Origin of the sequence: Legionella sp. PATHC035 (assembly GCF_026191115.1) — a bacterium.
Taxonomy (GTDB): domain Bacteria; phylum Pseudomonadota; class Gammaproteobacteria; order Legionellales; family Legionellaceae; genus Legionella.
The window spans coordinates 1,845,641-1,860,040 of record NZ_JAPHOT010000001.1; the positions used below are offsets into that span (position 1 = coordinate 1,845,641).

Consider the following 14,400-nt stretch of genomic DNA (forward strand, 5'->3'; position numbering starts at 1 on the left):
ATCTGTTGTCATCCCTCGCTGTGCTCCGGATGACGCAGATTGGCAGGGCGTTTTAATATTTTAAATCACGTCATTTGGGCTCAATCTAGCGAATTTGAAACAAGCCCTATTTATATAGAAAAAGTAGTGAAGCTCAAAAATAACATCAAGATAAGCTTGTATCTCAAATTGTGATACAGGTTTAATTGTATTGATGCGAGTTCAGCTGCTTGTTTAAGGGGAATAAAATACCATAAAGACAACATAATCGATAGATTTACGCCGCTGAATATGTATTTTTCTGCTCAATTAAGTTGTTCTAATGCGGGTAAAGTTCAAAAAATGCTACTTTTCTAGATGGAAATTTGAGCATAAAATAACTGCTTTAATGATTAAAATGCATTAATATTCAATAACCTATTTATTGCATTAAATTCTTTATTGATTTAAATGATAAATATTTGAACATTTATTGAACTTTTTGCTGTTTTTTGTGTCTAACATAGTGAGCATTTCCCCCGAATGCTTAGCTCCGCTTTACCCCCTCTTAAGCGGGGCAATGTTTGGATCAATTATCCAAACATCCAATTTGCCCCGGCAGCAGCCGGGGATTTTTTTATGTGCATTGAATAATGCTACACTATGATGTAAAAAACGAAGTCTAGCCCTCCTTATTGTAAAAGGACCATACATATGAATAAAAAATTTGCCTTTATTTTATTATCCATTTTTTTCCAATTAAGTTATGCACAATCAGAACAGGCTGAATTATCGGTTTGGGTCAATGAAGCAATTGTGGCTACATATACCTACAGCTATCAAAATTACCTCCAAGATCAAAAGAAAATAGCCAAATATTTTACTGCTGATGGCTGGATTGCCTTCAGTAATGCTTTAAATGCTTCCAAATTGCCAGAGGCAGTGCAAAAAAATCAATATCGAGTAAGCTCCGTAGCAACGGAACCCCCAGTAATCACTCAAATTGATCCCACACATTGGAAAGCAAACATGAGGCTGTTGGTGGTCTATCAAAATCCTCAGTATCAACAACGGCAACATTTGAGAGTAGCCATTAATTTTATGGTCGCCCCTTCAGGCCAAGGTGTTCGCGGATACAGCATGACCAACCTACAGTCGGTTGAAACGAAACCCGCTTGTAAATGCATCCTCGAAGAAGACAGTGACACACCGACGAGCACACCAACTCCGAGTACGACGAATACACCATCAACGGGTACCGCACCTGCCAGCGCACCTACCCCCAATAACGCCAAGCCATAAGACCCAGGTGCACCCCAATTAGTATGCCAATCAAAATCAATATAATATTCAATTTGGTTGGCATGGATACGTCTAAAGCAGATTGCTCAGGACGATTAGGATTATAATAGATATCAATTGCCTCATTTTCTTGAAAGGCTACGGCTGCTTTATATGCCACTCCGCGCGAATATTTACTGTTCGGATTATTATGAGCTGTATCCAAAAACAAATATTCCCCGGTGAAATTGTGATCGTTAATTTGATAAGTGTATTCAATTTTAGGCCAAACGCTATGGCCGACTGTAGTCCATTCACATGCACTGATATATCCCTTAACTTTTAGCCATGATTGAGCCTGTACCAAAATTTGTCTATCACGCCAAAAATGCCTGAAGAGTATTAAAAGAAAGAGCAACCAACCTAAATCCAGCATCCAACGCCAAACATTTAGCCCGATCATTAAAGTAGTCCTAATAAATATGCAGTATGCAATATACAGTATATATCGCAATAGGTATAATCACCCACATCAAGGTGATTGAAAAAGGACGTACAATGATTGCTAAAACTCCCCTTCATGCCACTCATCAAGCATGTGGCGCAAAAATGGTTGATTTTCATGGCTGGGAAATGCCATTGCATTATGGATCGCAAATCAATGAACATCACTATGTTCGAAAAGATGCCGGCATGTTTGATGTCTCGCATATGACCATTGTTGACATACTTGGCGCCGGTGGCCGCCAATTTTTACGTAAGCTGTTAACGAATGATGTGGATCAACTCGAGCACCATGGGAAAGCGCTTTACAGCTGCATGTGCAACGAACATGGTGGTGTTATTGACGATCTCATCGTTTATCAACGCGCTTCCGATAATTACCGAGTAGTTCTAAATTCGGCAACACGACAAAATGATTTAGCCTGGATTCGCAAAAAAAGCGAAGGGTTTGCGGTGGGTCTGCAAGAACGCAGAGAATTGGCGATGATTGCCATCCAAGGACCTCAGGCAATAGAAAAAACCTTGAAAACGCTTAATCCTGCGCAAATTGATGCAGTCTCCACACTGACACATTTTGAATGTGTGGATGTGGAACAATGGTTTTTTGCGCGCACCGGATATACTGGCGAAGATGGATTTGAAATCATCGTTCCTCAAGAGAGCGTCGTCCAATTATGGAATAACTTAATGCAGGTAGGCGTACATCCCTGTGGCTTAGGCGCTCGAGATACGCTGCGGCTGGAGGCGGGCATGCTTCTTTACGGCCAGGATATGGACACTACCACTAGCCCCTTAGAGTCCGGGCTTGCTTGGACTATTAAATGGGAGCCTGCAGATCGTGATTTTATCGGAATGGGTGCCTTATTTTCGCAAAAACAAATAGGAATCAAGCGTAAAATGGTTGGACTTACCCTGTTAGATAAAGGGATTATGCGTCATGGACAAAAGGTAATAATTCCAGGCTGCGCCGATGGGATTATCACCAGTGGCAGCTACTCGCCCACTCTGGAACAATCCATAGCTTTAGCAAGAGTCCCCGTTGAAACAGGTGATGAAGTCATGGTTGATATTCGTGGCAAATTAGTTCCAGCAAAAGTAGGTAAACCCCGTTTTGTTAAATCAGGAAAGGGGCTTTAAGATAGGGTATCGATTCATTATGATTTAAGAATCTTAGTGAACAGACCGATTTGAGCGCAGGCAGGACGAAAAGCGCGTTGAAAAAACGCAGCATAGATGGCTATATGAGCATTTTTTAAAGTGCTCTTGACGTCCAAGGTGGGTCCAATCTGGCTTTTCCTCTGAAAAGACAGATTTGAGCGCAGGTTGAGTGAAAAGCGCGTTGAAAAAGCGCAGCATAGATGGCTATGTGAGCATTTTTCAAAGTGCTTTTCGCTCAAGATGGGCCAAATATGGCTTTTCAGCTGAATCGTTACAAAACATTTTGAATTAAGTGGTTATATAATTAAATAAGGATAATACGAATGAATGAATTGAAATTCACAAATACCCATGAATGGCTCAAAGAAGAGCAAAATGAAGTAACCATAGGCATCACGGATCATGCACAACAATTATTAGGTGACATGGTTTTTGTAGAATTGCCGGAAGTAGGTGATGAAGTGAGCGCAGGTGAAGAGCTAGGTGTTGTCGAGTCAGTAAAAGCTGCCTCCGACTTCTATGCCCCCGTAAGTGGTGTCGTTACCGCGGTCAATGAAGTAGTCGTCGAAAATCCAGCGCTTGTTAATTCCGACCCTTATACTGCTGGCTGGCTGGTCAAGCTGAAACCGAGTCATCCTGGTGAAATTGACAGTTTATTAACTGCTGAACAATATCAAAATGAGATTGCTGAGGAACACTAATCATGCCTTATATCCCACACACGTCCGAAGACAGCAAAGCGATGCTTGACGCCATTGGCGTGCAAGATACCCAAACTTTGTTTGATGAAATTCCATTGTCTTTGCAATATGCAGGATTTCAAAATATACCTGCCGGCATCAATGAAATGGATATGTTAAAAGAAGCTCAAGAACTGGCGAATAAAAACCGAAACGGAATCTGCTTCCTAGGTGCTGGATGCTACGAGCATCACATACCTGCAGCAGTGTGGGATATTGCTTCGCGTGGTGAATTCTTAACAGCATACACGCCTTACCAAGCTGAAGCCAGTCAAGGCACGTTGCAATTGTTATACGAATACCAAACCATGATCTGTGAGCTCACCGGCATGGAGGTATCCAATGCATCAATGTATGATGGCGCTACCGCGCTTGCTGAGGCCATTTTAATGGCAGTACGTGTCAATAAACACAGTAAAACAAACCGCGTATTAATCACCGGCACCACTCATCCGCTCTATCGTGAAACCATTGAAACCATTCTGCGCAATCAGCACATTGAGGTAATTACTTTGCCTTTTGATGAACAACAGGGCATTACCTCTCTTGCGGCTTTGGAACAATATGCAGGAGAAGATATTACGGCATTGGTTATTGCTCAACCTAATTTTTTTGGTTGCCTGGAGAAAGTAGATGAGCTGAGTGATTGGGCACATCAAAACAAAACAATCAGTGTGGCCTGCGTCAATCCGGTATCACTTGCCTTATTAAAACCACCAGGAGCCTGGGGCCAACATGGCGTAGACATTGCCTGTGGCGAGGGTCAACCTTTAGGGGCACCTATGGCATCAGGGGGGCCTTATTTTGGATTTTTAAGCACACGTATGGCTCATGTACGCCAAATGCCTGGGCGCATTATCGGATGTACTTTGGATAAAGATGGAAAAAGAGGGTTTACCCTAACCTTACAAGCACGGGAGCAACATATACGCCGAGCCAAAGCAACCTCCAATATTTGTACCAATCAGGGCTTATTGGTTACGGCAGCCACCATTCATATGAGTCTTTTGGGCGCCGAAGGATTACGTCAAGTTGCAAGCCAATGCCACCATAATACGCATCAATTAGTCGAAGCCTTAACTGAAATTGATGGGGTAGAACAAGTATTTACTGCACCTTATTTCCATGAAGCCTTGCTTAAACTCAATCAACCTGTAGAACAGGTATTAAAAAAATTAGCGAATGCGGGTATCACTGGAGGTTATAACCCAGGAGTTCATTACCCTCAATTAGCGAATACCCTTTTAATTTGTGCTACGGAAATGCGAACCCAAGAGGACATCGCGTTTTATGCAAAAACGTTGAAATCCATCATGTCTGAGCGAGGTGACTCATGTTTGTAATTCAGTTGACCTATTTAGTTCCTCTTAGTGAAGTAGATAAATACCTGCAAGCACATCGAGAATTCCTTGATTACTATTATAAACAAGGTTTATTGCTGGTCTCAGGTCCTATGAAGCCGCGCACTGGTGGAATTATCATCGCCGCTTCAAATGATCGCGCTTATCTCGAATCCATATTCCAAAAGGATCCCTACTATTTGGCGGAGATCGCCGAGTATCAATTTATTGAATTTACTCCGGTCAACCATCGCGCTGAACTTAAAGAATTTATTCAAAAAATGGAAGGCAAATTATGTTGATTTTTGAATTATCTAAAAAAGACCGTCAGGCAGCTGCCCAAGCGCCCAAAATTTCAACCAGCAAATACGCCATTCCCGCTGAATTGGAGCGGAAAACGCCTCCCAAAATGCCCGCGTGCTCCGAATTACAAGTGGTAAGGCATTTTACCCGTTTATCCCATAAAAATTTCTCAATCGATAGCAATTTTTATCCTCTGGGTTCATGTACCATGAAGTACAATCCGCGAGGAGTCCACAAAGCGGCATCCATGGCAAATTTTCTTAATCGTCATCCTCTAGCAACTGAGGAAAACAGCCAGGGTTTCTTGGAAGCATTGTATCGATTGCAAGAACATATTGCTGAAATTACAGGCATGGCAGGTGTTTCTTTGACTCCTATGGCAGGATCCCAAGGTGAATTTGCTGGGGTTGCAATGATTAAAGCCTATCACCAATCTCGAGGCGATACCGCACGTGATGAAATGCTAATTCCTGATGCAGCTCATGGTACAAACCCCGCTTCTGCAGTGATGTGTGGCTTTAAAATTGTTGAAATTTCGACTGCGGCAGATGGCGATATCGATCTGGAAGAGTTAAAAAGCAAACTCGGGCCAAGAACAGCAGGGATCATGCTAACCAATCCCTCTACTTTGGGCTTGTTTATGCGTCAAATTAAAGAAATAGCAGCGCTTGTTCACCAGGCAGGGGGGTTATTGTATTACGATGGAGCCAATCTCAATGCTATTTTAGGAAAAGTTAGACCCGGAGATATGGGTTTTGATGTCATGCACTTAAACTTACATAAAACATTTGCGACGCCTCACGGTGGGGGTGGCCCTGGTGCTGGTCCTGTGGCTGTAGGCAAACGCTTACTCCCTTTCATGCCATTACCGGTGGTGAAAAAAACGAATTCCGAATATCAATGGGCAACCCATCAAGATTTTCCACAAAGTATTGGTCGCTTATCCTGTTTTATGGGAAATGCAGGTATTTTGCTGCGCGCTTATTTTTATATGCGGGTTCTTGGCAAAGAAGGGTTACTCCGTGTTTCAGAATATGCAACATTGAACGCAAATTATCTGCTTAAAGAACTCACTAAAGCAGGTTTTACTGCAGCCTATCCCAACCGACGAGCGTCTCATGAATTTATTCTTACTTTAAGTCCAGAAAAGAAAATGTATGGTGTTACTGCAATGGATTTTGCCAAACGATTATTGGATTATGGGGTCCATGCACCAACCACCTATTTTCCACTGCTGATCCCAGAATGTCTGCTGATTGAGCCTACCGAAACTGAAAGTAAAGAGGAATTGGATCGCTTTGTGCAGATTCTAAAAACCATTAGAGAAGAAGCGGCCACAAATCCTGATTTGGTCAAAGAGGCACCTCATACGCTGCCTGTCAAACGGCTGGATGATGTAAAAGCAGCCCGAGAGTTGGATTTAAATTATTTTGCACGTGAGGAATCCAAAGAGAAGTAGCACGATTGCTCTCCCAGACTCCCTTCTCCCCATGGGAGATGGGATCTCTTTTCACTATTGAGCTAGAGCATAAAAAGCTTGGGAAAATTCCCTTCTCCCCATGGGGAGAAGGTGCCCGTCAGGGCGGATGAGGGAATTTAGTCTTAACTAATGAACCGCCTACACCACTTTGAGAAGGTTTTCACTCCAGAAATTTGGGTCACACTCCCCGCACACACAGTTCAGAAAGCCAATACCCATTTATAAAGCACCTAGAATGGCTCTTGTACATCAATCTTCTAAGGTCTATAACTATAAGATAGAATGAATGATTTCGGCTCCATCTGCGACCCCGGATTTGTGTGCTCAATGATGGTTTTAAATTACAGAAATTAGGACTCTTTGGAAACTCGCTGCGGGGGATAAAGTGCAAGCAGAGGCATTGCATCGACGAAACCATTAGCCCCTCTCAGTAAAATTTCCGAAAAGATCTTTTTAAGGAACCATATAAAGTGCCCCAGCAGAACCTTACAGTTCTCCACTTTCTTTTACAGGACATAAAAGTCTGTATGGATTTACACTATATAGAACAAGTCCTGCCCTTGCCTATGCTTGAAATTGTACCGTCTAGCCCTATCTATTTTGTAGGGCTGATGAATTTAAAAAATAAATGCATTCCTGTGATTGACCTGGCAATTTGTACTGGCTTGATACGAAATGAAATATATCCTTTAAATATACCCATCCTACTTTGCTCCGATGGAGTGCATCAAGTTGGTCTGATTGTTGATAAAGTGCTGGGATTGAGTGATATCGACAAACAGCAAATCGAAGTACATGAAGAATTGACAACCAATAACTCACCATTCTTGGGCGCTGTCACTTTAGAAACCGGGGTTTCTCTATTGCTCGACTTCAATTGGGTTTTCGCTTTAAAGTTAACGCAAGAAATCAACCTGGCAGATACTAATCATGAGTAATGGAACATGGGTAATAATACTGTAAATGACATCAAAAAACTTGAATCTGCATTTATCGAGTTAATCCATAAGCGCTATGGATTGGTCATCCATGTGAACCAAGCACGAGAGTTAACAAAAACCATTGCTGTGGCATGCAATAAATTCAATTATCAACCTCAAGAATACTTGGAACAATTAAATAACTGTGCCAGCAATTCCTCTTTATTAGCTGATTTGGTTTCAGCAATTACCGTAGGAGAAAGTTATTTTTTTCGTGATAAAAATCAAATGCAGTTACTTGAGAATAAACTGTTACCTGATTTAATTAATCAGAAATCACAAGACTTCTCTTTAAAAATTTGGAGTGCTGGTTGTTCTTCGGGTGAAGAAATCTATACCCTAGCCATCTTGTTGGCAGAGCTCATACCCAATATTGACCTATGGGACCTCTATTTATTAGGTACCGATATCAATACCACCTCTCTTCAAAAAGCATCTGCAGCTGTTTTCGGCCAATGGTCCATGCGTTCTATTCCGGAAAAATACCTACAACGCTATTTCGAAAAAAATGACCGGACTTACGTTCTTTCACCACAGATTCGCGATTTAGTACAATTTAAATACCTTAACTTATGCGATAACAGCTACCCCTCCATAATCAATGGAATATTTGAGGTGGATTTGATCTTATGCCGCAATGTGCTTATTTATTTTGATAATGAACTTGCTGCTAAAATTATGAAAAAGCTGAGTGCATGTATGCATAAAAACGCTTATCTTATATTAGGTGCATCAGATCCTATTGTCACCAATGGGACAAATCTTGTTTTTCATCATGATGGTGCAATCTATTTCTCGCTCGATAGCGGCAGTGAATCAAGGAAGGATATTGAATGATGAATAAAGAACAACAGCACGCTTCCGCTTTGATGCCCAAAACTGAATTAGCAATAAAAATCCTAAAATCCAGGGCCTTGCAACTTGCAAAACAGGAAATTGATACCAGCAAAAATCAAGGTATTTCTTTTGTTCATTTCAAGCTTGGCCAAAATGAAAGTTATGGCGTTTCATATCAATACGTTCAAGAAATTGTCCATAATGCCCCTATAGAGCAACCTCCTTTTGTACCTCATTTTATCTCTGGGGTGATCAATTGGCGTGGTACGCTGATTACAGTGGTTGATCTCAGTAAATTTTTCCATCCTCACCATTCGGAACACAATCCGAAACAGGACAATAAATTTATTATCATTATCCGGGCAAACAATATTACTCTTGGCTTGCTGACTTATCGTATTGAAGGCAGTGAGACTTATCATCCCGACCAATTGGCGGCCCCATTATCCGCAGTCAACATTGCTAATCCAGAATATATCCTGGGATTACATCATGCGGCTACTGCGATCCTTAATGTGGAAACAATGATAGCCAGCTTAAGCCAAGAAATTAAAATGCGTCTATACAAGACAGGAGAGTCTCATGGAAACTAATAGTAATAAACGACGTTTTATTATTACTGTACGGGCTCGATTACTTATTGGTTTTATGACCCTGAGCTTGCCCTTATTGATACTCATGATGTTTTTGATACCCAAAGTAGATATGGTGGTCTATCTAAGTCAAAAAATTCGCAGTGAAAACTTACCCCAAATTCTTGATAGTCAAATCTTTCAGGCTCAAGATCTTGTTGAACAATGGGCAATGAACGGCAACCAAGAGTCCAGGGAACATTTTGCACTGCTGTGGAATGAAATCAATAAGATTCGCAGTCAATGGGATCAAGCCATGCACTCCCTGGGTAACAAAAACTTACAGGACGCATGGGATAAATTACAAGAGTTATATATCCCTCTTTATGATATTCAAGCATCCATAATAAATGCCCCCAGAGATCCCAATAATCAAAATAATGTAGAAAATAGCAGGCATATGACCAGAACTGTTGAAAATGCAATGATTGACATTATATTGGGTTCCTATTCCCCAGAATCAGGTAAACGAAATGGTGGGTTATATGTGCTTTTAGGGCAGGAAATAGAAAAAAATACCCATAAAATCAATGACAGCCTAAGCTCTTTGAAGATGATCGCTTATTTGCTATTTGGCCTTACTATTATCCTCACGATTTTAGTTCCTTATATAACACAGCGAGCCATTGCTAATCCTGTCGACAAAGCAATTAATATAGCCGAACGAATTGCTGCGGGTGAACGTGATGTAGTTATCCAAATTCATTCCTCAGATAAATTAGGAAAATTGCTTTTATCCCTCAAAACCATGCAAGAAGCAATTAGAAAAAATGAGGAAATCCTCCGCACCAAAGAAGAGGAATCACGGGAATTATTTGATAAGCTTGTTAGTTCATCGAAAAAATTTAGGCTACATAGCAGTAAAGTTGCAGCGGGAGATCTCAGAGAACGTCTTGAAATCGATAAAGAAGATATACTGCAGGATCTCGGTAAAGATTTAAATTTGATGACCGATGGTTTGGCATCAATTACCGCCAAAATTACCAAAGTCAGTAATGACATTGTCACTATGGTGGGAACCGTTCTCACTTCTGCAAATGAACAAGCAGAAGGGATTACGTCTCAAGCGTCAGCGATCAATGAAATCAGTGCGTCATTAGAAGAAATTGATAAGAGCTCCAAACAAACCATGTTGAAAGCACAAACCCTGCGGGAAGTGGCGAAGAACACCTATGAACAAGGGAAACTCGGTACTGAATCGGTCGAGCAAAGCATTCATGGCATTAAAGCCTCAGAAGAAAAAATGAAGCTTATAGCACAAACCATTCTTGATTTGAGTAACCACACCCAACAAATTGGCGATATTACCTCGGTCGTCAACACCCTAGCACAACAATCAAAAATGCTGGCATTAAATGCATCGATTGAGGCATCAAAAGCCGGTGAAGCTGGAAAAGGTTTTGCAGCGGTAGCCACAGAAGTGAGAAATCTTGCAGAACAGTCAGAACAGTCAACCGTACAAGTCCAAAAAATTCTTGAGGATATCCGACGGACTACTGAAAAAGCAGTCACCGTGACCGAGGAAGGAACAAAGTCACTTGATTCAGGAACAAAACTGATTGAGAAAGCAGGCCAAGTCATTAAAACGCTAAGTAAAATGCTCAATGAAGCGTCGATTTCTAGCCAACACATTGAGGTGGCAATCCGTCAAGAAGCAGTTGGGATTGAGCAAATAGTTGAGAGTATGAATGAAATAAATCGCACTACTTCAACTTTTTCAAGCGGCATAAAAGAGATGATGGCGTTTATTCATAATTTAGATAACATTGCCAAACATCTCAAAGACGATGTAAATATTTATAAAGTTTAGGAGGCACCAATGACTCCAGACGATCACCTATTAAAAGAGTTGCTTGAAACGTTCGGCACAGAGCTTGAATCATTACTGACCGTCATCACGGATAATTTAGAAAAAATGGAACGTGGTGGATCAATGGATGAGGTCAGTCATCTGATGGAAGAGGTTTCGCGAGCAGGGCGTAATATCAAGGTTTCCGCACTTTCCCTAGGGATTAATGACTTGGGGACCATGGCGGAATATGTTGAAAGGCTGTTTGCACCGCCGCAAAAAGTATCGTCAGAAGTCATTAATTTAACGTATCGCACCATAAATGGGATGCGTGAACTCCTTCATCATTTTATAGAAAAGAAACCGCTTTCAACTGCGCTTGACGAATTGTTACATCAATTACAATACGCTCTGATTTATGAAAAAAAAGAAGAATTGCCAATCACAGAGGAACAACCTCCATTCTCTGAAGAGAACCTGGTCACCGAAGCCATACCCCTCTCGAAACCATTGGATAATGAATTCATCAAAAAAATTGTCGAAACATTTAAAACAGAACTTCAGGAAAATTTAATCACGATTACTGATGGTTTGCTGCAGCTTGAGAAGGGAACAAAATCAGAACAAGAATTCCAGGGCGTACTAAATGAAATGTTTCGAGTTGCCCATAACATTAAGGGTTCTGCACGTGGCATAGGAGCTCAAGATGTCGGTGAGATTGCGCATCATCTAGAAACATTGTTTACAGCAATTCAGAAAAGAAGTACTAAAGTTTCCCCTGAACTCATTAATCTTTGCCTGCAATCGATCGATTACATGAATGAAGCAATGCAATGCTACAGCGAGCAAAGACCGCTTTCCTTCGATTTAAAAAAACACTTGCGGCAACTGCAACAGTCCATGGAATTACCTACTCAAGAAATATCATCTACCCGAGAGTTGTATGCAAAAGATAGAGAAGAACCTGAAAAAAGCCCACAGACTCCAACGATACAGGCTAAAACAAGTGAATTTGAATCAATACGCGTCTCTTTGCAAAATTTAGATAGTGTTTCAGTTTATACCGAAGAAATTCAAACCATAAAAATCGCTATTGAAGAGTATTATTCCAAATTAAGTAAAATGAATTTCAAAATCGATGATCTACTCCTTTCATGGAAAAAAAATAGGGCTTATTTCAAAACAAACACTGATGCTATAAGTGGACCAATAGATTACCTATTTGCGACCAATTTCGTTGAATTATCCGACATCAATAATTCGATGCACTTAATGCAAAGAGAGTTGTCACTATCGATTAATGAACTGTCCCTATTGTTAAATGCCCTGCAAGATGAAATCCGTACCTTACGTCTTATTCCAGTATCCACCCAATTACGTTACCTACCACGTATAGTCCGTGACTTAGCTCAAGAACTAAACAAACAAGTCAATCTTGAAATAAGCAGTAACGATGTAAAAATTGATAAAATTATACTGGATGGTTTAAAAGACCCAATTATGCATCTTTTGCGCAATGCAATTGATCATGGGATAGAAAATGCTGAGGTTCGCAAAGCAGCCGGCAAGCCACCGCAAGGAAATATCCACATCAAGGTCAAGCAGGAAGATAATCAGATAGTCTTCAAAATTATTGATGATGGAGCAGGCATTAATACCAATGAGGTGATTCGTCTTGCCCTGCAAAAGAATTTAATTACCCAAGCTGAGCTTGGAAATATGAAAAAGGAAGATATTCATGAACTCATTTTTCGACCGGGTTTCTCTACCCGTGAAATTGCAACAGATATTTCAGGTCGAGGTATTGGGCTGGATGCGGTGCGCTCCAATTTGCTCCGTTTAAAAGGCCAGGTGAGTGTTGAAAGTCAACCCAATAAAGGGACCATCTTTTATCTCAAAGTGCCACTTACCTTGGCTACTGAGCGTGGATTGATTATCTCCTGTTGCAACCAAATTTTTGTCCTTCTGACCAGCTCGGTAGAAAGTGTGATGTTGTTAAAGAAAAATGAGATTATCAACGTCGAAGGAATCCCTTCTGTTCTTGTCAAAGAACAGCCCGTTTTGTTATGCTCTTTGTCTAAGGCACTGCATCTTAATGAAAAAAAACAAAATTTCAAAGAACATATCTCGGTTGTGACTATCAAAAACAATGGAGACCGAATCGCCTTGCTTGTCGATGAAATTATTGGTGAAAGAGAAATCGTACTGAAACCATTACAGGAACCATTAACCAATATACCTTGTATAATCGGAGCTACCTTAACCGGCAGCAATCAAATTAATTTCGTATTAAACTCTGCAGAGATAGTTAAACGAATGTTGCTATAGTGAATTACGGCCTATGATAAAAATTTTAATTGTTGATGACTCGCCAACAGAAGCTGCATTAATTCAACACATCATAGAATCTGAAAAAGATATGCAAGTCATTGGTATTGCAAAAAATGGCCAAGAAGCAATCGATCTCACTGCAAAATTAAAACCTGATCTCATAACCATGGACATTCAGATGCCCATCATGGATGGCCTTGAGGCAACGCGCATCATTATGGCTAAAAATCCAACACCAATTGTCGTAATAAGCTCTCTGGTTAATGATGAATCAATTCATGCCACCTTTCATATTCTTGAAGCAGGTGCATTGACTGCTTTAGCAAAACCAGTGAATGTCTTTTCTTCCTCTTTTGAAGAAAGTAGAAAACATATTGTTGATATCCTACGAAGTTTTTCTGATATTCGCGTTATAAAAATACCATTAAAAAAACATCTTGAGGAAAGCAAAAGACATCAGATCGCACATCCTAAAGCAACCCATTACGAAATTATAGCGATGGGCGCCTCGATTGGCGGACCTATGGCGTTGAAAACCATTCTCGGGCACTTAGCCCCTGATTTCCCTTTACCTATCATGGTTGTTCAACATATGGGTACCGGTTTTATCCGGGGATTTGCGCAATGGCTTGGAGAAAACATAAGTCTTAGGGTGAAAAATGCTGAAGATAAGGAACCCCTGCAGAAAGGGACAGTGTACATAGCCGCTGAACCCAAACATATGGAAGTTGAACGTGACCATGAACAACTGATCTGCAGGTTAGTTGATGGCGCCCCTGTCTCTGGTTTTTGTCCTTCAATTACACGATTACTGCAATCAATTGCAAGGGTTTCTGGGAAAAAGGCTATTGGCCTCCTATTAACGGGAATGAGTGATGATGGTGCAGAGGGTTTATTGGAATTAAAACAGGCGCATGGACATACCTTGGTTCAAAACCAAGAAAGTTCTATAGTTTTTGGAATGGGGGCTGTTGCTCAGTCATTGAATGCTGTAGATCGGCTGATTGGGTTAGAGCATATTGCGAGTTATTTAACAAAAATTTGTACCACGGAACAAGAGTAGCTCT

13 protein-coding genes are annotated in these 14,400 nt (G+C 40.8%); 12 read left to right on the top strand and 1 reads right to left on the bottom strand.

Going from position 1 to position 14,400, the window contains the following annotated elements; translation table 11 throughout:
- Positions 1 to 672 precede the first annotated feature (672 nt).
- Positions 673 to 1,260, top strand: a complete 588-nt coding sequence (locus OQJ13_RS08150; RefSeq protein ID WP_265710378.1) for a DotI/IcmL family type IV secretion protein — start codon at positions 673 to 675, stop codon at positions 1,258 to 1,260.
- Here OQJ13_RS08150 and OQJ13_RS08155 read toward each other — a convergent pair.
- Positions 1,235 to 1,702, bottom strand: coding sequence for a DUF3592 domain-containing protein (locus tag OQJ13_RS08155; RefSeq protein ID WP_265710379.1), 468 nt, complete (start codon positions 1,700 to 1,702; stop codon positions 1,235 to 1,237). The two genes, OQJ13_RS08150 and OQJ13_RS08155, sit on opposite strands and share 26 nt — an antisense overlap.
- Before the next feature lie 95 nt (positions 1,703 to 1,797).
- On the opposite strand from OQJ13_RS08155, the gene gcvT reads away from it, so the two are divergent.
- The 11 genes from gcvT (at position 1,798) to cheB (ending at position 14,396) form a co-directional block, all read left to right on the top strand.
- Positions 1,798 to 2,880, top strand: coding sequence for a glycine cleavage system aminomethyltransferase GcvT (gcvT, locus tag OQJ13_RS08160; RefSeq protein ID WP_265710380.1), 1,083 nt, complete (start codon positions 1,798 to 1,800; stop codon positions 2,878 to 2,880).
- Positions 2,881 to 3,224: 344 nt separating this feature from the next.
- Positions 3,225 to 3,602 carry a glycine cleavage system protein GcvH gene (gcvH, locus tag OQJ13_RS08165; RefSeq protein WP_028381569.1) on the top strand — a complete coding sequence of 126 codons (378 nt, stop codon included), beginning with the start codon at positions 3,225 to 3,227 and terminating at the stop codon, positions 3,600 to 3,602.
- Positions 3,603 to 3,604: 2 nt separating this feature from the next.
- On the top strand, positions 3,605 to 4,984 hold the full coding sequence (gcvPA, locus tag OQJ13_RS08170; protein ID WP_265710381.1) for an aminomethyl-transferring glycine dehydrogenase subunit GcvPA: 1,380 nt from the start codon (positions 3,605 to 3,607) through the stop codon (positions 4,982 to 4,984).
- The gene (locus tag OQJ13_RS08175; RefSeq protein WP_265710382.1) at positions 4,975 to 5,283 is read left to right on the top strand and encodes a YciI family protein; all 309 of its coding nucleotides are present in this window, start codon (positions 4,975 to 4,977) and stop codon (positions 5,281 to 5,283) included. The genes gcvPA and OQJ13_RS08175 overlap by 10 nt, the downstream gene beginning before the upstream one ends.
- Entirely contained in the window at positions 5,277 to 6,743 is a 1,467-nt protein-coding gene (gene gcvPB / locus OQJ13_RS08180) for an aminomethyl-transferring glycine dehydrogenase subunit GcvPB (RefSeq protein ID WP_265710383.1), read from the top strand. The genes OQJ13_RS08175 and gcvPB overlap by 7 nt, the downstream gene beginning before the upstream one ends.
- Positions 6,744 to 7,234: 491 nt before the next feature.
- Complete coding sequence (locus tag OQJ13_RS08185; protein ID WP_265710384.1) at positions 7,235 to 7,702, top strand: chemotaxis protein CheW; 468 nt, start codon at positions 7,235 to 7,237, stop codon at positions 7,700 to 7,702.
- A 6-nt stretch (positions 7,703 to 7,708) separates the two neighbouring features.
- The gene (locus tag OQJ13_RS08190) at positions 7,709 to 8,581 is read left to right on the top strand and encodes a CheR family methyltransferase (protein ID WP_265710385.1); all 873 of its coding nucleotides are present in this window, start codon (positions 7,709 to 7,711) and stop codon (positions 8,579 to 8,581) included.
- Entirely contained in the window at positions 8,578 to 9,174 is a 597-nt protein-coding gene (locus OQJ13_RS08195) for a chemotaxis protein CheW (protein WP_265710386.1), read from the top strand. Before OQJ13_RS08190 ends, OQJ13_RS08195 begins: the two co-directional genes overlap by 4 nt.
- Positions 9,164 to 11,023 (top strand): methyl-accepting chemotaxis protein, encoded by a 1,860-nt coding sequence (locus OQJ13_RS08200; protein ID WP_265710387.1) that lies wholly within the window; start codon positions 9,164 to 9,166, stop codon positions 11,021 to 11,023. The genes OQJ13_RS08195 and OQJ13_RS08200 overlap by 11 nt, the downstream gene beginning before the upstream one ends.
- Before the next feature lie 9 nt (positions 11,024 to 11,032).
- Positions 11,033 to 13,330, top strand: coding sequence for a chemotaxis protein CheA (locus OQJ13_RS08205; RefSeq protein ID WP_265710388.1), 2,298 nt, complete (start codon positions 11,033 to 11,035; stop codon positions 13,328 to 13,330).
- 13 nt (positions 13,331 to 13,343) lie between these two features.
- Positions 13,344 to 14,396 (top strand): chemotaxis-specific protein-glutamate methyltransferase CheB, encoded by a 1,053-nt coding sequence (gene cheB / locus OQJ13_RS08210; RefSeq protein ID WP_265710389.1) that lies wholly within the window; start codon positions 13,344 to 13,346, stop codon positions 14,394 to 14,396.
- Positions 14,397 to 14,400: the final 4 nt, after the last annotated feature.